This window comes from Legionella steelei (assembly GCF_001468005.1).
In the GTDB taxonomy this organism is placed as follows: domain Bacteria; phylum Pseudomonadota; class Gammaproteobacteria; order Legionellales; family Legionellaceae; genus Legionella; species Legionella steelei.
Window position 1 is genome coordinate 686,147 of record NZ_LNYY01000019.1, and the last position, 23,221, is coordinate 709,367.

The following is a 23,221-nucleotide window of genomic DNA, read 5'->3' on the forward strand; positions in this document are numbered from 1 at the left end:
ATATTATGTAATTTTCTCTATTTGGCGCGCACTACGGTTTTGAGAAGAAAAAATAACAGGCTGCAATGTGTCTTGATAATCTTTTATCGGCTCTTCAGCAGGTTTAAAGTGTAAATTAGGTTCGATTACTTGATATTTTTGGGCAATATAACAATAAAAGCCTGAAGGAAAAGGCCAAAGCATCTTGCCTATTTCGTCCAAAAAAGTAAATTTTTTGATTAATGATGGGCTATTAACTGGTGGTATATAACAAAAATTACTTAGAGAATGCTGCCTATACCCTCTTTGTAAAAAAATACGATTTAAGTTAAATGGAGTTCGCATTTTAACTTTTTGATCACTATAACAGTGTAATAAGCCAGTTTTTATTGCCCCACCCCACAAACTCCACGGGTTAATGCTTAATAAAATGACGAACCCCATAGGATTAAGAATACGGTCAATTTCATCGATCAAACTAAAACTATTAGCGAATGGCTCAAGTGTAAGCGGTACAATAATACAATCAACACTATTACGGTCCAGAGGAAGTTGATTTAAAGCACATTCAACCTGGACTTTATTAGTTAAGGAAAAAGGAGAGGCAATCCACTTATGAGTATAATTGAATTTTTTCAACCATATATTATCCCCACAATTTCCCAATTGCAGCAATGTATCGCCATGTGAATAATCACTTTCAGATTCAAGATTGACTAAAAATTCATGAGCTGCAAAAAGTCCCAGTGGCGATTGGAACCATTTATTCAGGGCGCGATATTGCTTTAATTGTCGTTCAATCAACAAAATAATGCCTTTTAAAATAATGAATCCTGAATTAAACTACAATACAACGAGTTTCTCATACATACAATCCATTTTCCTTTTTTTGAGTTTAAATATCTTAAACCATTATAAATAAAGGATTATTAGGCGATTGTTCGGGCATTGTTTTCGTCCAACCGGCACAATGCGTACGATACAAATGTTGAATGAAACGCGTGATTTTGTTGAATGGATTAACTATAGTTAATATTATTACAAGCTGATCGAGACTATGTTAGGAACGGATGAATTAAAATTACATGGAATAGGACAGTTATTTGTTCTTGAGAAGCTGTTAGATAGACCTCAAGCAGTTGAATTCTGTAAGCAAGCTGCTGCAGAAAAAATTTCTTTAGTTCAATATCTTGTAAAAAATAATATTTTATCAGCCACACAAATTGCACTTGCAGCGTCCCATAATTTTGGCGTCCCCATGCTTAATTTAGACTGCATTGAGGCCGATTCAATTCCTATTAGCTTAGTCAATGAGAAGCTTATTCGCCGTCACTCAATGGTTCCCTTATTTTACCGAGGCAATAATTTATACTTAGCAACAGATGATCCCAGTAAACAAGCTTCTTTGAAAGAAATTCAGTTCCATACTGGGCTTAATACACATGCCATTGTCGTAGAGGCCGACAAACTTAGTGCACTCATCGATCATTTACTATCAATACAGGAAACTCAGGGCTTATCTGAGTTTGTTAGTGGAGATACAGCTGAATTTGATGGACTTATTATTAACGAGGAAGAAGAGCATGAATCAAATGCTCCATCACTTACAGAAGATGCCCCTATTGTAAAATTCGTTAATAAAATACTTCTTGATGCCATTAAGCAAGGAGCATCTGACATTCATTTTGAGCCTTATGAAAAAGAATATCGTATACGCTATCGACAAGATGGTATTTTACACGAAATTGCAACACCACCAGGGAGTTTGGCCACACGCATTACTGCACGTATAAAAATCATGTCCAACTTGGATATTTCAGAAAGAAGAGTTCCCCAGGATGGCGGTTTTAAAATGAGAATATCCAAAATTCGATCCATTGATTTTCGCGTTAGCACCTGCCCTACAACTTCAGGTGAGAAAGTTGTTATGCGTATTCTAGATCCAGGCTCAGCAAAACTCGGTATTGAAGCTTTAGGTTTTAGCCCTGCTCAAAAAGAGCATTTTCTTCATTCGATTGAGCGCCCTCAAGGAATGATTTTAGTGACAGGCCCCACAGGTAGTGGTAAAACTGTATCCTTATATACCGCATTAAATATACTCAATACTAAAGAAGTAAATATCTCCACAGCAGAAGATCCCGTTGAAATTAAAGTACCAGGGATCAATCAGGTTAATATCAATCCTAAAGCGGGATTAACCTTTTCCAATGCATTACGCTCATTTCTGCGTCAAGACCCTGATATTATCATGGTTGGGGAGATACGCGATTTAGAAACAGCTGAAATTGCAGTTAAAGCAGCACAAACAGGACACTTGGTACTCTCAACATTACACACAAACAGCGCCGCAGAAACACTTAATCGTCTGGTTAATATGGGCATTGCTACATTTAATGTAGCCAGCTCGGTAACGCTTATTATTGCGCAACGTTTAGCCCGAAAATTATGTGAGCATTGTAAAGTATTAAGAGATGACTTCAATAAACCAAGTTTGTTGGAATTAGGTTTTACTGAAGCAGATATCGAAGGAATTCAATTATACAAGGCAGGAGGATGTGCTAAGTGTACCAATGGATACCGCGGTAGAATAGGTTTATTTGAAGTATTGCCTATGACCAAAACACTTGGCCAGGTTATCATGTCCGGAGGAAACTCCTTGGACATATTAAAAGTTGCTCAGGAAGAAGGCATGATTACCATTTATCAATCCGGACTTGAGAAGGTAAAACAAGGTATTACAACTATGGAGGAAGTCAATCGGGTAACTGTTGACTAACCACGCAAACAATGAAAAAAAATACCAATATCACCCTAACCTTTCATTACATAGGTGTTAATAAAGCTGGTCAAAAAATAAATGGCGATATCGATGCCAGAAGTCTTGCTTTAGCTAAAGTAGAATTACGCAGACAGGGAGTAGTCGTAAACAAAATTGCTAAAAAACGTCCTCCTCTCCTCAATTTTAAAAGTAAAAAAATAAAGTCAGGAGATATTACGGTATTTAGCCGGCAATTAGCGACAATGATCGAATCAGGAATACCTTTAGTACAATCCTTTGATATTGTAGCAAAAAGACAATCAAATAAACGACTAAAAGAATTAATTGAAACGATTAAACGTGATGTTGAAACCGGATTAACCCTTTCCGAAGCATTGAATAAACATCCAGCACATTTTAATGAATTATTTTGTAATCTGGTGGATGCTGGTGAAAAGTCAGGGTCTCTGGATATAATGCTCGATAAAGTCGCCACATATAAAGAAAAAATAGAAACAATAAAAAAGAAAATTAAAAAAGCCTTAACTTATCCTATGGCCATTATGGTTGTCGCGCTCCTTGTTACAACTGGCTTACTTATTTTTGTTGTTCCTCAATTTGAATCGCTATTTAAAGGTTTTGGTGCAGATCTACCTGCTATGACCCAAGCCGTAGTCAATATGTCCAAATTTTTTCAGTCCTATTGGTATTTAGTCTTTGGCGCATTAGGCGGCGGTATTTATGCCTTTATTTATGCAAAAAAACACTCCTCTCAATTTGCACAAAATATAGATAAAATTTTATTAAAAGTACCTGTAATTGGGCCTATTATTGAGAAAGCTGCGATCGCACGTTTTGCAAGAACGCTTTCGATTACTTTTGCTGCGGGTTTACCTTTGGTTGAGGCACTCAAATCTGTAGCAGGGGCTACAGGAAATATCATTTTTTCGAAAGCCACCGACCAAATTCGGGAAGAAGTATCTACCGGCCAACAAATGAATAAAGCTATGGAAAATACGAAATTATTCCCTAATATGGTAGTTCAGATGGTTGCCATTGGCGAAGAATCAGGTGCCTTAGAAAAAATGTTAGGAAAGGTTGCTGATTTTTTTGAAGAAGATGTAGATAATGCAGTCGATTCACTGAGTAGTTTATTAGAACCTGTTATTATGGTTGTTTTAGGTGTCTTGGTAGGCGGTCTTGTTGTTGCAATGTATTTACCCATCTTCAAACTGGGAACTGCAATATAAGGCAGCTAAATTAGGCTCTGATTGTTTTGTAGCCTGGGTGCAGCGCAGCGGAACCCGGGTTTTTTCCAATGTAAATTTCCCGAGTTCCACTGCGCTGCACCTGGGCTACATTTTGTGTGGGATCAATTGAATGATATATGACCTAATCATCAATCATACTTGGTTTATGTATGTTGTAGTTGCCCTATTTTCTCTTGCCGTAGGTAGTTTACTTAATGTTATTATTTATCGCTTACCTATCATGTTAGAAAGAGAATGGAAACAACAATACAATGAACTGACAGGAGTCAAGGAAGAGGAACAATCGATTAATTTATTTTTTCCAAGATCATTTTGCCCTTCATGTAAAGCAATGGTTAAAGCCTGGCAAAATATACCCATTTTGAGCTATTTATTTTTGCGAGGCCGCTGTTATCAATGTAAAAGTGCCATTTCTATTCGTTATCCGCTAATTGAATTAGGCACAATGATTCTTTCCCTCTATGCGTGTTGGCATTTTGGTTTTACTGTACAACTCATTTTTGTACTGATTGCAATTTGGATCTTAATTTGCTTGGTTTTCATTGACATAGATCATCAAATTTTACCAGACAATCTGACTTTGAGCTTATTATGGATAGGACTTATTGCTAATACTGAAAATCTATTCGCCCCTTTACCTCAAGCGGTACTGAGTGCAGTGGGTGCCTATATTGGGTTATGGTTATTTATCAAGGTATTTTATTTATGTACTGGTAAAATAGGTATGGGTAATGGTGACTTTAAATTACTTGCTGCATTTGGGGCGTGGTTTGGCTGGGTCTTTTTGCCATTAATTCTACTTCTTTCCTCGATTAGTGGTACAATTATTGGTTTATTGTATTTACGATTACACAGTAAATCCAAAGATACCATGATTCCTTTTGGCCCATTTTTATGTATCAGTGGATTAATTTCTCTATTTTGGGGTCATAGTATAGTGAACTGGTATTTGCATCTTTGGATGTAAAAAAATAACAGGACTCATATATGCCTTATCAAGTCATTTTATTTGATCTAGACGATACGCTCATCGATTTTGCACACTCTCAACGAATGGGGCTAAGAAATATTTATGAAAAATATTACTCGTCCATTGAATTCTCTGTTTTTGAACGTCTTTATAAAGAAATTAATACCCATCTATGGAGTCAAGTAGGTGCTAAAACACATGCGCTCAGGCCAAGCGAAGTGAGATTATTACGATTTGTACAATTAAATCAAAAACTCTATAGTTCTGCGTCTGCACAAGAGGTAGCAGAAGAGTATGATGTTAATCTGTGCTTGCATGCCCACTGGATACCAAATGTAAAAACAGCTATTGAATTTTTACACCAAAAAGGACATATTTTAGGCATTATTACCAATGGTTTTGTTGAAGTTCAAGGGAAAAAACAAAAGCGGCTCGAATTAAATCATTGGTTTGACTGTTATATTGTTTCTGATGAAGTGGGTGTAGCAAAACCCAATGTTGAAATCTTTAACATTGCTCTGCTAGAAATTACTAACAAACGCAAACAATCAATCAGCAAAGACTCCATATTAATGGTCGGTGATTCAATGACTAATGATGGTTATGGGGCAAGAGATTTTGGGATTGATTATTGCTTTATAAATGCTCAAGAATTAGATGTTGCGTCACAGGAAGCCCCTATTAAATACAACATCCGTTCTGTTGCTCATTTACCTGCATGCATAGGATATGAAATAGAATACATGCGATTCCTAGAATTACATAAGAGTGAGAGTAACTTATTACAACTATGATTTGAAGCATATTACTGAAGAGAAACTCTTACTCAGACTAAAAATATTTAAAATTTAAAAATATGAAACAACTGAATATAGAACAAATAAGAAGCGATACCCCTGGCTGTCAGCATGTTGTTCATTTCAATAATGCTGGGGCAGCATTATCCCCCCTTCCAGTTACCCAAGCAATAAAAAATCATCTTGATTTAGAGGCTACAATTGGTGGTTATGAGGCAGCACAACAAGCAGCAAATAAAATACAAAAATTTTACGAAAACGCCGCACAGTTGATTCATTGTCAGCCTGATGAAATTGCCTTTTTTGACAATGCGACTCGAGCCTGGGATATGGCTTTTTACAGCTTTAAATTTAATCCCGGAGATAAAATATTAACTTGTGTTTCAGAGTACGCAAGCAACTATTTGGCTTTTTTACATCAAGCGAAACATACTGGAGTTACAATTGATGTCATTCACAATGACTCATCAGGCCAATTAGATCTTGACGACCTAAAAAGAAAAATAGATAAACGAGTTAAATTAATTGCTATAACTCACATACCGACACAAGGCGGTTTAATTAATCCTGCGGTTGAGGTTGGTCAAATAGCCAATGCACATAATATCCCCTACCTTCTTGATACAACACAATCGGTAGGACAGCTTCTGGTTGATATGCAAGAGATTGGTTGTGATTTTCTTTGCGCAACTGGCCGAAAATTTTTACGTGGCCCGCGTGGTACAGGGTTTTTATATGCAAGCAAAAGAATTACAGAACACAGCGATCCCCCTTTCATTGATTTACACTCTGCGCAATGGATTAGTGATCATGATTATTTGCTACGTCCTGATGCGCATCGATTTGAAACTTGGGAACAAAATATTGCTGCAAAAATTGGACTTGCGACAGCTATTGAATATGCTTTAAAACTTGGTTTGCCGCTAATTTGGCAACGAATCAGCCAATTAGCAACGCTACTACGTCAAAATTTGCGCACCATTAATTCAATAAAATTGCACGATTTAGGTGTTCATCAATGCGGTATTGTTACGTTTACTTCATTAGAGAAAAGTCCTCAAGAAATCCAACGATATTTAACCAGCAAGCGAATTAATGTTTCAATTTCACTACAAGAATACGCGCGACTTGATATGATTAAAAGAAATTTGCCTGCATTGGTCCGTGCTTCGGTGCATTATTATAATACTGAATCAGAAATTGATATTTTTTGCTCTGAACTCCGTAAGTTTTTAAACCCTTGTCCTTAAATAAAACAAAGTTATTATTATTAATATAAGCATTTACAAGGTAAGCATAATTAGAAGAAAATAAAGCTATATACTTTGACTGCCCAAGCTAAGAGATTGATATGGATATTAATTTAATTGTATATGCTGCGCCAATATTCCTGATTTTAATAGTTGTTGAGTGGTTTCTAAAATCAGAAGCTTATCAGCTTAATGATTCCATAAATAATTTCAGTACCGGTATATTTGAGCAAATTGCTTCATTGCCAGCACGAGGCCTAGTAATTTTCGGTTATTATTATATATCTGAACACTATGCTCTTCTCTCTATCAATCCTCATTTGATTAGCTCCTGGATTATACTCTGGCTGAGCGTAGATTTTTGTTACTACTGGTACCATCGAGCAAGTCATCGATGCAACTTTTTTTGGATAGGACATTCTGTTCATCATCAAAGCGAGCTTTTTAATTTATCGGTTGCATTAAGGCAAGGTTATTGGCAAACGCTAACATCCTGGGTTTTTTATCTTCCCCTTGCCTTAATTGGTTTCCCAACATGGATGTTTATCCTCGTGTCTTCATGCAATACCATTTATCAATTTTGGATCCATACTGAATCAATCAATAAAATGGGATGGTTTGAAAAAATATTTAACACCCCTTCTCACCATAGAGTACATCACGGTAAAAACCCTCAATATATAGATAAAAATTACGCAGGAAGCTTAATTATTTGGGATAAATTTTTTGGAACGTATGAACCAGAAATTGCTCCGGCTGAATATGGAGTCACCGAACCTTTAGACTCCTGGAACCCTTTATATGCGAACATCAAAGTGATTAAAGATTTAATGTATTATGGAAAAAACCTTAAAAACAAATTGGATATCATCCGTGCTCTTTTTATGCCCCCAGAATGGATAATTCATCGTTTACAACAAAAGCATCAAAATATTCCGAAGCGAATTGTTCAGCACAAAAATGATAAATCACCCAAATTATACATGCTAGTCAACTTAGCACTTGCAATTGTCTTATATACCTATCTTTCATTTATATTTGTAGCAAGCTCACTAAGTTCCTGGCTTATTGGCGCATTCATAATATACACCCTCTATACTCTTGGTGCAGCTGCCAATGGAAAACAAAAAATTCTAATTATTGAAATAATGCGCTCGATTTTAATTTTATTTATTTTGATTATATTGAATATGCATCTGTTTTTTTCTTTAGGTGTAACAATATTGTTTTTACTTATTAATCTTTGCTTGTTCTATTTTGAACTCCTCAAAAGTCAGCCATATACCCCTTCTATTTCAGTATAAAATAAGGGCTAAACTCTGCCAGCACAACCGCGCATAGTTTTTTATATACTATACTAAAAACAGTGAACAAAAATTTAACATTCGTTGTCCTGTGGTCAATTCGTAGTTCGAAGTGATGTATGAAGTACTTCTTTTCTAAAAAGTGCTTTATTTACAAAATAGATACTAAAAACAACTATTATTTTGGGAGACCTCGATGAGAGTTGGCGAATACTGTAACCGGAATGTAGTTGTTATTAATGGCAATGAATCGGTAAAGAACGCTGCAGAGCTCATGCGCTCCTACCATGTTGGAGACTTAGTTTTGATTGAAGAACACGATAGCCAAAAAATACCTATATGCATTGTTACTGATCGTGATTTAGTCATTGAAGTCATGGCAGCAGGAGTGAAGCCTGAGTCATTGCTAGTCCGCGACATTCTCACAGAACCATTTCGCTGCGTTTTTGAAAACGATAGCCATTTTGATGCCCTAGAAATAATGCATTCCCCCAAAATCCGTCGCTTACCCGTTATCAATGATGACAAAACACTCATAGGCATAATCACCCTAGATGATCTTATAGAAATTTTGACTGAGGCAATGGGGCAAATAGTTAACGTGGTTAAGCTTCAACAAAAAAAAGAGGCGCGACAAAGAATATAAACTTAAATAAACAATATTGATGTATGTGATATAAGGAGCAAGCAATGAACAATTCAGTACATTTTCCTATAAAAATAGAATTCAATAATTTAAAATATTCTCGAGCTGTTGAAGCTAACGCTCGCAAACATGCTGAAAAATTAGGAAAGTATTTTGATCGTATTATGATTTGTAAAATAAGTCTCGAAACGCATCGACACCATAATAAAGGCAAAATTTATCATGTCCGTATCGATATTATTGTTCCTCATGCAGAACTGGTGGTAAATCGTGATCTTGCAGAAAATCACGCGCATGAAAACCTCTATGTCACCATAAGAGATGCTTTTCTTGCAATGACACGACAACTAAAAAAATATGTCGAGAAACAACGAGGAAAAGTAAAATATCACGAGCTCCCACCTGAAGGACTAATTCGCGAAATCGCTCCTGTTGCTGATTATGGTTTTATTGAAACAATTGATGGTAGAAGACTTCGATTCACCAGTAAAAGTGTAATCGACTTTGATTTCACAAAGTTAGAGGTGGGAAAAAGAGTTTTCTTTGTTGAAGCCATAAGTAACGATGGTCCAGCAGCAAGTACTGTTTACGTGCAATAATCAATTTTTTTATGGAAAAGACATCATGTCTTTTCCATAAAAAAATATTAAAATAATCAATATCTTATATAAATCAAGTCATCTTGTTTAATTTTAATTAACGCCGAAACCTTAACCTATAAGGATATGTGTACACTCCCGAATATTTATATATACTCTGACATCGTGATTTGAAATCCAAAGGTTAATTACTATGTCATTCATCCGATTATCAAACTGTGGAGTAAGCCCTTTCGAGCAACTTTTAGGACATAACCCAGATATATTGACCCTATGGGGACAATTGGAAATGGCTTTTTTCAAGAGCAAAACATTTCATCCAGATTTTTTAGAGCAGATCAGACGTGCTTTAGCGTTCAATAATCAATGCCATTACTGCATGGCAAAAGCTGGACCACCAGCTCAAAATCCTCAAGACGAGCGACTCGGTGAAGCATTGAGGTTCGCTAACCTATTCTCAATAAGTCATGAATCTATAAATATAAATGAGATAGACCGATTAAAACACCATTTTTCTGAGGCAGAAGTTGCAGAGTTAATCGCTTTTTGCAGTTTTATCTCGGCTGCACAAAAATTTGGTGCAGCATTAGGTCTTGAAGCGATGGATAATTATATAAATCAAGCTTATTAGGGGCTGTTAACGATCCGCTAGACTGAACCCAAATGGAGCACATCATCCCTAGCGTAGCGCATAACAAGTGCTAGCTCAGGATGATGCCATATAGAAACAATGTGCTAATATACCCTCGATAAATTGCTCAGAAGATGACAATCCATCAGGCCATCCCACCATCGATTCCGAGTACTTTTCCGGTAATATAAGATGCCTTATCTGAAGCTAAAAAGACAATGGTTTGGGCCACTTCGTCAGGATGTCCTGCCCGTTTCAAAGGCACCATTTCAAGAAGCATCGCTTTATGCTCTTCATCACCAGTGAAACGTTCGAACATATCTGTACTGATCGGACCAGGGGCAACAGCATTGACACGAACGTTGGCAGCAGCTGCTTCTAGCGCAGCAACCTTTGTAAACGCTTCAACTGCATGTTTCGTTGCGCAATAAATCGATGCACCTGGAAATCCTTTTTGGCCTGCAATCGATGAAAGATTAATAATACATCCAGAGCCTTGTGGTATCATCTCTTTGAGTTGATATTTAATGCATAAAAAGACACCCAATACATTTGTATCAAAGGTCGCATGATAATTTTCTAGAGATTCCTCTACAAATGGAGCAGGTACTCCTTCTGTTCCTGCATTGTTGACTGCAACATCAAGACGGCCAAAACGTTGTACTGTACCTTCGATGAGCGCTTTAACATCCTTTTCATAACGCACATCAGCCTGTATGAACTCTACTTCTCCTCCCAAAATACGAAGCTCTTTTGCTAACGCTTCCCCTACTTCTTGTTTACGACCGGAGATTACAACATTTGCACCTTCATGGGCAAAAGCAAAAGCAGTTGCTTTACCAATCCCCGCAAGAGCGCCTGTAATAAGAACAGTTTTCTTTTTCATTTTGAATTCCCTTTAGCATGTGAAAAACTCCATTTTGCCTAGTATAGTACAAATGAATACCCGGTATATTTATTGTAGAACTTATATTTACTATTTTTAGCGATAGGGCTCGTTTCCTATAAAGTCATAATGTTAAGATACCGCATTTTTAAACCCTATTTTAGGTTCAACTCATGGATAAGAAAATTGCCGCAGTTTATGTCGTGAAACCTGAATTTCTTTCACTGCTTTCTGAAGAATTAGGTGATTTTTCATCTATTGCAGAAGACTTGATTTGCTCACCTCACAAAAATTTGGATGTGTGCTTTGCACAAGATATTTGGTTAGAACCACAAGTAGTACCATTTCAATCCATCTCTGAAGCGGTAAGAATTCTACGTCAAGCGGGAAAATTCTGGTACTTACATCCCATTTCTCATATAAGACGCTCGCGATTAATCGAAGAACAATTGCGTAACACGCCCCAACTCATGCGTCATTTTCCACTTGAGACTGAAATTCCCTCGATAGGCGCGTTTGGTTTACTAGATAAAAATACATTAATATATAGCGCTACTCGTCAAAAAAAATGGCCGCTGGGAGCATGCTATTTTATTGAAGACAAAATAAATCCCCCGAATCGAGCCTATTTAAAATTGTGGGAAGCACTTACAATTTTGGGAAAGTATCCCCAATCAGGCGATAAGGCTCTCGATTTAGGGGCTTCTCCTGGAGGATGGACTTATGTCATGCAGTCATTAGGTGCATCAGTCACCGCAGTTGATAAAGCGTTATTAGACCCTAAAATAGCAAAACTACCCAACATCTCCTACCTGCAACAAAGCGCTTTCTCTATTGAGCCTGCGAAATTGGAGCAAAACTACGATTGGGTCTTGTCTGATGTTGCATGTTACCCCGATCGCGCTTATGCACTCATTATGAAGTGGATTGAGTCTGAAAAAGCGAAACAAATGATTTTTACTATAAAATTACAGGGTAAAGTTGAGTTATCTACAATCAAACAATTTCAAAAGATACCTAGTTCTTTTATTACCAACATGTTTTATAACAAACATGAAGCAACATTTTTTTATCCTTTTGATAAATAACGGCAGAATGATATAAAAAAAGCACCTTCCTTTCATATTTTTTTAAGGAAACTCAACTAGAATATAAATAACGATAAGGTATTTAATTAGTTACTCGAGATATCTAATGTCTGGTTCTAAAAAAGAAATAACTAAGTCAATAACCAGTGATAAGCTGCATAATGAAAACTGCTTTCATTACTTAACCAATCTTAAAGTCCCGCGTGCGTTATTGACACTAAATTTGCTTCCACCTGAAATTGTTGCGGGTTTGCAGCAACTTCAAGACAACTCAGCAGATCCGGAAGCTGACCCTGTATACATCAAATTTAGAACACACTATGTTACAAAAGATGAAAATAATGAAAATAATGATGAAAACTACCCCTACGCCGATCTTTACACCAAACTTTTTGATTGGCTCGAGGAAAATACTCAGACAATTTACTATGACCTCAGGCAAAAGCTACTTGCTGATGCGGAAAGAATTAAGCTATTCCAGCCAATCACATCCACATCACCTATCTTTCCATTAGCTCTAAAAGAGCGCGGTATTTTGCCTCGGATAAAAGCGATTAATGAAATAAGCCCAAATGAAAATTTCGAAGGAAGAACTTTTAAGCAAGCAATGAACTTAAGGGCTATAGAACTTCAGAAAGAAGCCGCTGCTCTAGATGAATTTATCAAATCGCTTTATGCTAATGATAATCATATTTTAGAAACAACTTTTGAGCATATTAAAGATATTCCCTTACATCAAACACCAAGATCCCCAAAAATTGAGCACTCTATTTCGCATTATGTGAGTGATGAAGGAAAACGTGTCAATCGTGAGTCTAACTCACCTGCATATGAAGGTTCGCGTCAAGGACGCTTTTTGGCAATGATGTCTAATAATTATAAACCGCAACATGGAACCAGTTTATCCACAGTAAGGCATTATAAATATAAGTCAGACGATGATCCCATTGAATATCGCTTTGGTACTCAAGGACAACGCCATCATGGTGAGGCTCGTATTAGTCCCTTATTTGAACTATTTTTGGATATCCAAGATCGGGAAGAAGAAGATAGGTTAGAAAAGATTAAAAAAGAGCGTGCTACACAACAGGAAAATGCTGGGAAGGTACCAACTAAGGTAGAGAAAGATGAAGATAGAATAACGCATGTGTATTTTAATTTCTTGGGTCGAGATCGAACAGATCCCGAAGGATTAAAAGAAAAAGCGTTAACCGAGAAGTTAGAAGAACTTGAATTACATAATGAAAATGGCATGTTACATGGCCATAAAAATATCGCTGTAATAACGCTTCCTGCTGATAAGGGGCTCATGAGCAAAGATTCCTATGCTCGTACCAAGAAAAAACATAATATTGATGATGTGAAAGAAGAGTTTTTACGCATCGCACAGGAATCTCCTGGGGGGCGTGACCTACGCTTGATGGATAAATTACCAGATGATCTGACAAAATATAAAGGAAGCTATATATATATCAATAATAGTGACAGCAAAACACTATTTTATATTAAAGCAGATGGGAAATCTGAAGAAGTACCGGTTAATGATTTTTCTCAATTTGATAAAAAACTCTATGACATTAAAGATGATGAGGCTACTGAATTACATCTTTCTGATGAGCAAGTTAAGTCGCTTGTTACAGCAAACGGTGGTCACACCCCTCCCGCTCTACCAGAAATAAAAGATTTTCACATCAGTGAACGAATTCGCGAAAAAATATTTCGTGGAGAAAACGGCAAATACAGTCGTGAGAGCGAAGAAGAAATTCTAAATTCATTAATTGAGAAGAGTTTCAAAGCATTAGGCTATGATAAAAAAACAAAATTATCCGATGCCCAACGACAGGCGGTCTGGTTTCATTTTCTAAAATATGAGCTTACAAACCATATTATTAGCTCCCTACAACCTAAGAGCATCAACTTTACTTGTAAAGATGCAATTGACCGGGGTGGTGTCGCCTCTGCTTATTATAATTTAGTTAAATCATTTGAACCATTAACGGAGCAACAAATACAAGCAGGGAAGGTAAAAATACCAATGAGCCGCAAAGAGTTCGATCAGGCATTACATGCTGCACCAGCAATGGTTAAAGGTCGCGGCATGAATCATCATATAAAATTAATATGGAATGCCGTTGATGCCTATGTCACTCAAAATCATGCACAACTACAAGCAGATAAAGATAAATCCTGGCTCATCGAGTGGAGGGATTTTAATTGCCCTCACAACCGGGTCGCGAAATTATTAAAACAACGTATAGTAGAATGTAGAGCAGAATTAGAGGAGCGATCTAATGCAAACCCCGATGATCCGTGGATCAAGGAGGGACAAGCTATTTTACATAAACTCGAGCATCACTCAGCCAAAGGCGTGAGTGGCAAACGTTTATTATTGGAGACAGTCTCTAGGACGACTACTATAGCAATACATCCTGAAGCCCGAACAGAAGAAAATTATAAATGCTATAAAGAACTCCGTAAAAATCTTTCTATTGCTCATCCAGAGTTACATGTTCTAGGAGGCTTAATGAAAGCCTTTGCCGGTGCAATTTTATATGTTTTATCTGGAAAAAAACTAGACATTGGGATGTCCAGTGGCTGGGCTACATTTAAAGCAGGTCGTGATATTTCTTCACGAGAATCTCTCCAATCTGAAATGCATGATATGAAAAGAAAACTTAAAGAGCTGGTTAATACCCCATTAAAAAGTGAGACAGACGGAGTGATCAATGAAGAAGAAAAGGAAGAAGAAGAAGTACTGAATACTGATAAACGTGAAAACCAAAGTGCCATGAAAAGAGAACTTGATGGCTTGAGAAAAAAAGAGGAAGATCCCTTCTACTCACCTCCTACGAGTATTGAGATTTAAATATATTCCTAATTATAAAAAAATAGATTAAAAATAAAGAAATATTTGCTAAGCTATTTTATTAAATAACGCAAACTGGCTCTTTAATACATTTTGATTTCAAGGAATAAATCATGGATCTAAAACTTAAAGGTAAATCGGCTTTAGTAACTGGCTCCACCACAGGTATAGGTTTTGCAATTGCCCAAATATTAGCTCATGAAGGTGCAACTGTGGCCATAAATGGACGTTCACAAGATAGAGTGACCCAAGCAATACAACAAATCAAAGCAAATAACCCCGAAGCACATTTAATTGCGGCACGAGCTGATCTCAGTAAAAAAAATGAGATAGACGAGTTAATGAAACAAATTCCTTCAGTTGATATTCTTATCAATAACGCGGGTATTTACAATGCCAAACCTTTTGTTGATATCTCAGATGAAGAATGGTTACAGATGTTTGAAATCAACGTGATGAGTGGCGTTCGTCTAAGCCGTCATTACTTGGTACCCATGCTAAAACAAAATTGGGGCAGAATCATTTTTATTTCCAGTGAATCTGCATTACAAATTCCTAAAGAGATGATTCATTATGGGATGAGCAAAACAGCACAACTTTCAATTGCTCGAGGTATGGCTGAGCTCACCAAAGGGACACACGTCACAGTCAACTCCGTTCTTCCAGGACCGACGAGCAGCGAAGGTGTTAGCCAATTTGTAAATGATCTTGGAAAACAACAAAACAAAACAGCAAAACAAGTTGAAAAAGAGTTTTTTGAAAATTTAAGGCCTACTTCATTAATCAAACGATTTGCTACTACTGAAGAAATTGCGAATATGGTTGCATTCTTATCTAGCCCTCTATCTTCAGCAACTAATGGCGCTGCTGTTCGAGTTGAGGGAGGTCTGCTCTTATCGATTGCGTAAGATAATGAGCATTATGAGTACTATCCAGTCATGTTGCCTGGGTGCAACGCAATGAAACCCGGGTTTCGGTCCTCGACCCAGGCTACAAGTACATTTCAGTGCAGATTATTATCCTTGAGCAATTATACACTCAGAGTAACTGCACTTTTTAATTTTAGCGCGCCTTCAACAGTCTCCACAACTTTTTCTAGCTCTTTTCCTGGATCAACATATTTGAAATCAGGATGTGCGAATTCCTTGATGGTATTTAAGAAGGAAATAACCAGATCATCTTCGCCTACTTTAAGTTTTTTCAACGCATACTTCAGCGTATCAGGATGCTCAGTGCATTTTGAAGTCATGGATGGGGCAAACAAAATTCTTTCATCCGCTGACCACTTCTCATCGCTAATAATCGCAGCTTCTCCTCCTGGAATTGATTTTTGCAACTGCGATAAAATGTAATGCAAATGAGGGTAATTGGTATGAGATACCAGCACAAACTTAACATCATCATGCTTATCTAAAAATTCTTTAAACTTGGCTACTCGCTCTAAAGAAGTTTTATCCAGAGTACACATCGAATTAAAAATTTTACCAAAATCACTAAACGACATATTTACTTTGAAATGCGCATTAAATTGGTCACAAAATTGCTTAAGTGTAATCGCCCCAATTCTTAAAGGTGCCAAATTCGCAGCCATCCATTTCCAGACATCCTCACCTGAAACCGCAGCCTCTTTATCATCTTTTTTTTGGCTTGCAAACCACTCTTGAAACCCTGTTTTTAATACATCGAGTTTTGAAGAGACAAATTGCCCCAGCGAAAAAACTGCAATAATCATAAATACTCCGATCATTTTTGGAACAAAATGAATATCATAGAAGGATGTAAAAAGCAATCAAGTTGACTTTAATGATACAAATGTGTTTAAAACTCTCAAGTCCGGAGCATCATTCTAAGGAACAAATCACAGCATACAGATATTAAACACCACTTATTTTTTAATACCAATATAAATTGCACATTCTTCTTGTCCCATATACACCTCAAAATCAGTCTTATATGCTCTTGAAACAGAGGATTGAGTGTCGAAATAATGCCAAACGGCTTGCCAAGCTTCGATGATCGCTTTAGGCATTGGGCCTGAATTTTTAAAAATAAGATAGTCGCCCTCTTGTATCGTGATCTTATCAAAATTATCAGCTATTACTGAATTATGAGTCGCTACTCCAGCAGTGACAGTATACGCTCCATTATGATCTGCATCATAAGCAGAATAGACTCCATAAATTGATGAAACTGGATTTAACGGTATTTGTGACTCGTAAAATCTTTTCCAAAGCGCAGGTAACTTTGCTGTTTCGGGATTAAATTCATTGGAATTTTTTGTGCGTTCACTCAATCCCATCACGGTAAATGCCTCTACTTTAATAAGTTGTGGTATGTTGTCCATTATCATTCTCTCTTTTGGAGCTTATAGCCATGAGTCGGCATGGCAGCAGTTGTCATAAACGAGTTTTGAGTATAATCCGCTTTAGTGACAGTTTTTGTCAGCAGGAACTAGGTTTGCCCTTTATTAATTTCCTCTATGAGTTTTAATGAGTCTAATGAAAGTTCAAAAGAATCAACATCCAAATCTTCCTGCATATGTTGTTTATTACTTGTACCAGTCAATGGCAGCATGCCAATTTGCAATGCAAAACGGAAAATAATTTGTGGGATTGTTTTTTTATATTGCTTTGCAAGTTCATGCATCCTATCCGTATGTAAGTAGGATAAGTTTGCAGTCAGCAAAGAAAATCCTTGATAAATTATTCCATTTTTTTTACAAAACTCTCGAATTGAAAAATCCCATTGCTTGCTGGCGAAACAGCGATTTTGCACAAATGAAGGTTTCACAGAAGCAATGTTAAAAAGCGCTTCGAGCTGCTCCAGAGTTACATTAGAAATACCAAGTGCTCTGATTTTTCCTTCATTATATATCTCTTCCATCGCCGACCAAATATCTAAATCATTTTGAACAAGGCCAGAAGTATAAGAAGGTCCGTGAAGAATATAGGAATCAAGATAGTCTGTTTGTAAGTGATTGAGAGAGCTTAAAAACGATTGTCTTACCTGGTTTTTATATGAATCAGATTCATCATAGGGTTTGCGATGATCCTGCCCAAAAGCAGATGTAAACTTTGTTTGTAAAAATAAGTCATCGCGACTTTTCCCCGTAGCTTTTAAAAATTGTTGAATCCCTTGCCCAACACCCTCTTCAAAATAGTGTTTACGCTGATTTGCGGTGTCAATCCCAACAAATCCGCTGTTTAATGCCTGAAAGGTTAATTCTTGAGTAGCCTCTTCTTTCCAGGCAGTACCGTATATAAAGGACGGGATATCAATCTGATGTAATTTTCGCTTAAATGCTCCAAGCATAATATGTCCATTAAATATATGATTATAAGTAGTGTTTTATAGTATCCTTTAAAAAATAAATCAATTAGTTAAGGAGTAACTTATGAACATTACGTTGATTGGCCTCGGCAAAATGGGATCCGTTTTAGCTCAAAGATTATTAGCAGCCAAATACAATCTAACTGTGTTCAATCGCACCCCTGAAAAAATGCAACCTTTAATTAATGCTGGTGCTAAAGGGGCCAATAGCCTTGAAGATGCAGTAAAAGATGCAACAATCATTATTACATGTCTTCTAGATGACCATGCTGTTTTAGAAACGGTGAATCATTTTGTGCATTTAATGCAACCTAAAGCCATTCATGTTGGTACATCAACCATACTACCTGAAACGTCAAAGAAATTGGCAGAACTTCATCAAAAGCATAACAGTACCTATATTGCAGCTAATGTTTTGGGCGTTCCTAAAGCGGCAGCACGAGGAGAACTCACAACACTTGTTGCAGGCCAAGAAGATGCAATCGCACAGTGCAAACCCATATTTTCTGCTTACTCTATAAAAATAATTCATGCCGGCTCACAACCATTTCAAGCCAATGTTATTAAAATATGCATGAACTACTTCCTAGTTACTGCCATTGAAGCTATGGGAGAGCTCTATGCATTTGCAGAGAAAAGTCAGGTTGATATCAGTATACTAAATACCCTTTTCCACTCTATTTTTGCACACCCTGCATTCCAGCTTTATGTCGATAAGATTAAAGAACGTGATTTTGATGACGTAAATTTTGATATGAAGGGTGGATTTAAAGATTTAAATCTATTCCAACAAGCTTTTGCTCAGGCGGGCGTAGTTCCAGATATAGCCAATATTATCAAGGATAAGTTCATAATCGCCTTGGCACACCATATGGAAAACAAGGATTGGAGCGCTGTCACAGAGATAACACGTTTAGAATCGAATCTAGATTAAATTATGAACAGACGTTATAAAATAAATTGATACTCTTGTAGTCCTGTCATGTGTTAGGTAATTCGTTGAAAAAAGCTAAATACCGTAGGCTGGCTGCTAAGCCCAGCATGTAACAAGACACTGAAGTATTTCTTTCTTAGAAATAGCATGGATAAGATACGTGTTAATTGGACTTTGGAGAGTACGAATGAACTCCGCAGATGCTGGGCTTACAGCCCAGCCTACACTGCCCATTTTTGTTAACGAATTACCCTAACATGCATAGGGATGAAGACAAAAAAACCAGATTTACCCTGCACTCATCCGCTTACAAATTACCTAAGCTTTCACGACTTATTCATGGCAAGCTTCTTCCATTTTTTCAAAAGAGCCTGGCGACGCTCAGGATAACCTATTTCAAGTAAACTTATTTCAACAATACGATCAGTGCGAAAATGTCGGAAATCTTGTCTTAACTCACACCAAGCAATAAGAATACGGACCTGATCAAAAAATCCCAGCGCTAATGGCCAAATCATTCGTTGTGATGCATGTTCATTGACATCTTGATAGCCTAATTGAAGTTTTTTTTCCAATCGCATCGCTTTTCTAATTAAAATCAAATCAGAATCTTTACTTTCCGCAACCTGGCCTGGTGCAATAAGTAGCCCTGGGAGCTCTAACTGCTCACGTAATTCATTTGGAAGCACCGCTGCGATTTTAGCCAAAGCATTTTGTGCAGCAAATTGAAGTTGGGTGTCAGCTCGGTCTATTACCCACCGCGACCCAAGTACGATTGCCTCAATTTCTTCGGCTGTAAACATCAGTGGCGGGAGAGTAAATCCAGGACGCAGTACAAATCCTATACCAGCCTCCCCTTCGATTGGAGCTCCTTGCCCTTTCAGCATAGAGATATCTCGATATAAAGTACGGAGACTAATTCCTAATTCTTGAGCAAGTGCTATGCCGCTTACGGGAAAACGGTGGCGTCTTAATATCTGAATTAAGTCTAATAATCGCTCAGTTCGTGACATAGCTAGTTAAGTCAGCAGAAAAATTTACTCATATCTTATTCAAGATGAGTTTTAAATGCCAACATTTTAAAAACCAATATTCCACCTGCATCACCAAGATTAGCCAGATACCCAAATAACTTATTAATTTGGCTATGTTAAAATCTAGTTTTTTCGCGTAGAAACGCTTTGCTGCCGTAACTAGGTATATACCTTATCTAAACCTCTAGTAGAAATTACTCTAAATAACGAATATGCTTAGTTTCTGTGGGGTAGTTTACAATTTGCTAGTTTGATTACATGCTCAGGATGGCGAGTGTGTCAGTACTCCAAAATCACAACATTTTGGCTCCAGCGAATAGAGTTTTAGATGCCCTAATAAAACTTAAGAAAATAGTCCTTAACCATTGAATGCATGATGCTAAAAAATATTTACAATTCTCAGTATAAAAAAAATCACCCACTTACTTTATTCTGTTTGATTTCATTTTTATTCTCATTTTCTACCTTTGCAGCACATAAAGTCGTCAATTTAGAAATTGCTTATAAAACAGTGCACTTCTCTAATAAATCAGCAAAAGCTATTGCGGTAAATAATCAAATTCCTGCACCCACATTACATTTTAAAGAAGGGGATCAGGTGACCATCAATGTGTACAACCATCTTGATAAAGGGACAGCCATACATTGGCATGGTGTTTTGGTTCCTTGGCAAATGGATGGTGTAGAAGGTGTTGCGCAAACGGAAATTCCACCAGGTGGTGTTTTTCATTACAAATTTACTTTAAAACAATCAGGTACCTATTGGTATCATGCACATTCCGGTTTAGAGGAACAGCAAGGTTTGTATGGTGCTTTTTTGATTGATCCTAAAAAGCCTGCTCATTACCCTTACACTAAAGATTATGTCGTCGTTTTATCAGATTGGATTAATACCAAACCAGAACAAGTTTTAGCTAATCTTAAAAAATCCGGGGATTTTTATGCACCTCGTTTCCCACTACAACCATCTTTGGCAAAATTTATCCATGATTACCAAAAGGCGTCAAAAAGTGAACGAAAAAGTCTTCTTACTGATTATAAGAGCATGCAACAAATGCGTATGAGCATTTACGATATAAGCGACGTCGCTTTTGATGCATTTTTAATGAATGGCCATCCTAATGACACCCCATGGACAGCTCCAGTCAAAGTGGGCGACATCGTTCGCTTACGATTTATTGATGCAGGAAGCAGTACGATTTTCCGCATTAAAATATCGGATGCTGCCATGAGCGTTATCCAGGCTGATGGCAACGACGTCAAACCTTACTCTGTTAAAGAGTTATCCATTTCCCCTGCAGAAACCTATGACGTTTTGGTAAAAATAGAAAGAGATCAACCTTATATCATTTATGCAGGCTCAAAAGATACTGTAGGTGTTGCCTACGGTGCGTTAAAAACAACACCCAATCAAACTGTCGATTACACACAAGTAAAACCACTTACTGAGCCCATCCCGGTGACTAGAGAAATGATGAACATCATGATGGGTGGCATGCATCAAGGCAGCCTACCTGTAAGCCAACAACAGCAAAGCACTTCGCAGCCTTCAATGAACATGCACTCAATGCAAATGGATCACAGCATGCATATGGACCACTCCATGAATATGCAAATGCCTACTGAGCCAACTCGACTTAAAGATACTATAGCCCCATCCAGCTCATCCTATAAAACCTCGTTGGAAACCAAGTATCGCGATTTAACCGCTGCGATTCCGACTAATGATCCCAATATACCTGTAGAGGGGTTAATTAATTTAGAGTTGTTTGGCTATATGGGGCAGTTTATTTGGTTTGTCAATGGAGTACCTGGTTATAAAGCGAAACCGATTCCTTTAAAACCAGGTAAACGTTATCGTTTTGTATTTACTAATCCATCAATGATGCATCATCCCATGCACATACACGGCCATTGGTTTATTTTACGTACAGGAAAAGATGCTTTTGATCCGCTGAAACATACGCTGGACATCCCCCCAGGAGGAACCATAACTGCAGATGTAGATACCGATGCGAGTGGTCAATGGTTTTTTCATTGTCATATGCTTTATCATATGATGACTGGAATGAACCGAGTATTTCAATACACAACCATCATCGAAATAGCGGAAGGCAAAACCAAACCAGAAGATATTGTTAAAAACACTCCTTATTACAATCGCCCCATAATGCGGGTCGACGAGGCAATTAAGCCGATTAACTTGCATTTAGTAAAGCACCCCATGGCTCATGGCGCAGGTTTTTGGTTAGCAACTTATCTAGATGTAGGCGCTGATCCTATCCACAATTCGCAACGCCTTACCTATAAAGGCCTATATGGTCCCGATTATAATAAACTAGAACTATTTACCAAGGATGCTGAAATTTATAAAGGCGTAGTAGAAAACGCAGATATTGATATCTTTTACTGGCATTTAATCAGTCAATTTTGGGCTATTAAAGGCGGAGCAAACTATTTTAACCGGCCTGCCAGTCAGCCGTATTGGCAGGCCGGTATTGGTCTGGAAGGATTAATGCCATTTTTTATTGATACCGATATCAGGACCTACTTTTATGGTGGTAATGTTAAATTTGATATCGAATTATCGCGAGATACACAAATTACCAATAATTTTTTAATCAGAACAGGAGTTCGCAGCATTTTAGCAACTAAAACCATCCTTAACGCGCAGATTGGTAGTGGTTTAAATCAAATGCGCTATACCATACGACCTTATTATCGCCTTATACCTGGAGTGAGTATGTATGTTGAATATGAAAACGAGCACAATTATGGGGCGTTTAGAATACTAGAGGATGAAAGTACTACGCCAGATATATCTAATACCGTTTCATTAGGCTTAACGTTACTTTTCTAATTTTAACCGTTAACGACA

At 37.3% G+C, this 23,221-nt stretch carries 20 protein-coding genes; 14 read left to right on the top strand and 6 right to left on the bottom strand.

Going from position 1 to position 23,221, the window contains the following annotated elements; translation table 11 throughout:
- Window positions 1-3: 3 nt before the first annotated feature.
- Window positions 4-786, bottom strand: a complete 783-nt coding sequence (locus tag Lste_RS07210; protein ID WP_058510372.1) for a methyltransferase domain-containing protein — start codon at window positions 784-786, stop codon at window positions 4-6.
- A 250-nt stretch (window positions 787-1,036) separates the two neighbouring features.
- Between Lste_RS07210 and pilB the strand changes: the two genes are divergently transcribed.
- The 9 genes from pilB (at window position 1,037) to Lste_RS07255 (ending at window position 10,205) form a co-directional block, all read left to right on the top strand.
- Window positions 1,037-2,755, top strand: a complete 1,719-nt coding sequence (gene pilB / locus Lste_RS07215; protein WP_058510373.1) for a type IV-A pilus assembly ATPase PilB — start codon at window positions 1,037-1,039, stop codon at window positions 2,753-2,755.
- Window positions 2,756-2,766: 11 nt separating this feature from the next.
- Entirely contained in the window at window positions 2,767-3,987 is a 1,221-nt protein-coding gene (locus Lste_RS07220) for a type II secretion system F family protein (RefSeq protein WP_058510374.1), read from the top strand.
- A 130-nt stretch (window positions 3,988-4,117) separates the two neighbouring features.
- Entirely contained in the window at window positions 4,118-4,975 is an 858-nt protein-coding gene (locus Lste_RS07225) for a prepilin peptidase (protein WP_058510375.1), read from the top strand.
- Between the two features lie 20 nt (window positions 4,976-4,995).
- A complete protein-coding gene (locus Lste_RS07230) occupies window positions 4,996-5,772 on the top strand; it encodes an HAD family hydrolase (protein ID WP_058510376.1) in 777 nt (258 codons plus the stop codon).
- Window positions 5,773-5,834: 62 nt separating this feature from the next.
- Window positions 5,835-7,025: an aminotransferase class V-fold PLP-dependent enzyme gene (locus Lste_RS07235; RefSeq protein ID WP_058510377.1), complete on the top strand. Its 1,191-nt coding sequence runs from the start codon at window positions 5,835-5,837 to the stop codon at window positions 7,023-7,025.
- A gap of 101 nt (window positions 7,026-7,126) precedes the next feature.
- Window positions 7,127-8,329 (top strand): sterol desaturase family protein, encoded by a 1,203-nt coding sequence (locus tag Lste_RS07240; protein ID WP_058510378.1) that lies wholly within the window; start codon window positions 7,127-7,129, stop codon window positions 8,327-8,329.
- Between the two features lie 196 nt (window positions 8,330-8,525).
- Window positions 8,526-8,975 carry a CBS domain-containing protein gene (locus tag Lste_RS07245; RefSeq protein ID WP_058510379.1) on the top strand — a complete coding sequence of 150 codons (450 nt, stop codon included), beginning with the start codon at window positions 8,526-8,528 and terminating at the stop codon, window positions 8,973-8,975.
- Between the two features lie 44 nt (window positions 8,976-9,019).
- Window positions 9,020-9,574 (top strand): HPF/RaiA family ribosome-associated protein, encoded by a 555-nt coding sequence (locus Lste_RS07250; RefSeq protein WP_058510380.1) that lies wholly within the window; start codon window positions 9,020-9,022, stop codon window positions 9,572-9,574.
- A 193-nt stretch (window positions 9,575-9,767) separates the two neighbouring features.
- A complete protein-coding gene (locus Lste_RS07255; RefSeq protein WP_058510381.1) occupies window positions 9,768-10,205 on the top strand; it encodes a carboxymuconolactone decarboxylase family protein in 438 nt (145 codons plus the stop codon).
- Window positions 10,206-10,350: 145 nt separating this feature from the next.
- Here the strand turns inward: Lste_RS07255 and Lste_RS07260 are convergent, their stop codons facing one another.
- Complete coding sequence (locus Lste_RS07260; protein WP_058510382.1) at window positions 10,351-11,091, bottom strand: SDR family NAD(P)-dependent oxidoreductase; 741 nt, start codon at window positions 11,089-11,091, stop codon at window positions 10,351-10,353.
- A 173-nt stretch (window positions 11,092-11,264) separates the two neighbouring features.
- Between Lste_RS07260 and Lste_RS07265 the strand changes: the two genes are divergently transcribed.
- The 3 genes from Lste_RS07265 to Lste_RS07275 all read left to right on the top strand — a co-directional run bounded on the left by Lste_RS07265 (window position 11,265) and on the right by Lste_RS07275 (window position 15,953).
- On the top strand, window positions 11,265-12,179 hold the full coding sequence (locus Lste_RS07265) for an SAM-dependent methyltransferase (RefSeq protein ID WP_058510383.1): 915 nt from the start codon (window positions 11,265-11,267) through the stop codon (window positions 12,177-12,179).
- Between the two features lie 106 nt (window positions 12,180-12,285).
- A complete protein-coding gene (locus Lste_RS07270; protein ID WP_058510384.1) occupies window positions 12,286-15,045 on the top strand; it encodes a hypothetical protein in 2,760 nt (919 codons plus the stop codon).
- A 113-nt stretch (window positions 15,046-15,158) separates the two neighbouring features.
- Window positions 15,159-15,953: an SDR family NAD(P)-dependent oxidoreductase gene (locus Lste_RS07275; protein ID WP_058510385.1), complete on the top strand. Its 795-nt coding sequence runs from the start codon at window positions 15,159-15,161 to the stop codon at window positions 15,951-15,953.
- A gap of 122 nt (window positions 15,954-16,075) precedes the next feature.
- On the opposite strand, the gene Lste_RS07280 is transcribed toward Lste_RS07275, so the two are convergent.
- The 3 genes from Lste_RS07280 to Lste_RS07290 all read right to left on the bottom strand — a co-directional run bounded on the left by Lste_RS07280 (window position 16,076) and on the right by Lste_RS07290 (window position 18,357).
- Window positions 16,076-16,777 (bottom strand): hypothetical protein, encoded by a 702-nt coding sequence (locus tag Lste_RS07280; protein ID WP_058510386.1) that lies wholly within the window; start codon window positions 16,775-16,777, stop codon window positions 16,076-16,078.
- A 153-nt stretch (window positions 16,778-16,930) separates the two neighbouring features.
- A complete protein-coding gene (locus tag Lste_RS07285; RefSeq protein ID WP_058510387.1) occupies window positions 16,931-17,389 on the bottom strand; it encodes a GyrI-like domain-containing protein in 459 nt (152 codons plus the stop codon).
- A 107-nt stretch (window positions 17,390-17,496) separates the two neighbouring features.
- The gene (locus tag Lste_RS07290; protein WP_058510388.1) at window positions 17,497-18,357 is read right to left on the bottom strand and encodes an aldo/keto reductase family protein; all 861 of its coding nucleotides are present in this window, start codon (window positions 18,355-18,357) and stop codon (window positions 17,497-17,499) included.
- 82 nt (window positions 18,358-18,439) lie between these two features.
- Here Lste_RS07290 and Lste_RS07295 point away from each other — a divergent pair, with 82 nt between their 5' ends.
- A complete protein-coding gene (locus tag Lste_RS07295) occupies window positions 18,440-19,309 on the top strand; it encodes an NAD(P)-dependent oxidoreductase (protein WP_058510389.1) in 870 nt (289 codons plus the stop codon).
- A gap of 326 nt (window positions 19,310-19,635) precedes the next feature.
- On the opposite strand, the gene Lste_RS07300 is transcribed toward Lste_RS07295, so the two are convergent.
- The gene (locus tag Lste_RS07300; protein ID WP_058510390.1) at window positions 19,636-20,322 is read right to left on the bottom strand and encodes a helix-turn-helix transcriptional regulator; all 687 of its coding nucleotides are present in this window, start codon (window positions 20,320-20,322) and stop codon (window positions 19,636-19,638) included.
- A 397-nt stretch (window positions 20,323-20,719) separates the two neighbouring features.
- Here Lste_RS07300 and Lste_RS07305 point away from each other — a divergent pair, with 397 nt between their 5' ends.
- The gene (locus tag Lste_RS07305; protein ID WP_058510391.1) at window positions 20,720-23,203 is read left to right on the top strand and encodes a multicopper oxidase domain-containing protein; all 2,484 of its coding nucleotides are present in this window, start codon (window positions 20,720-20,722) and stop codon (window positions 23,201-23,203) included.
- The last annotated feature ends 18 nt before the right edge of the window (window positions 23,204-23,221 follow it).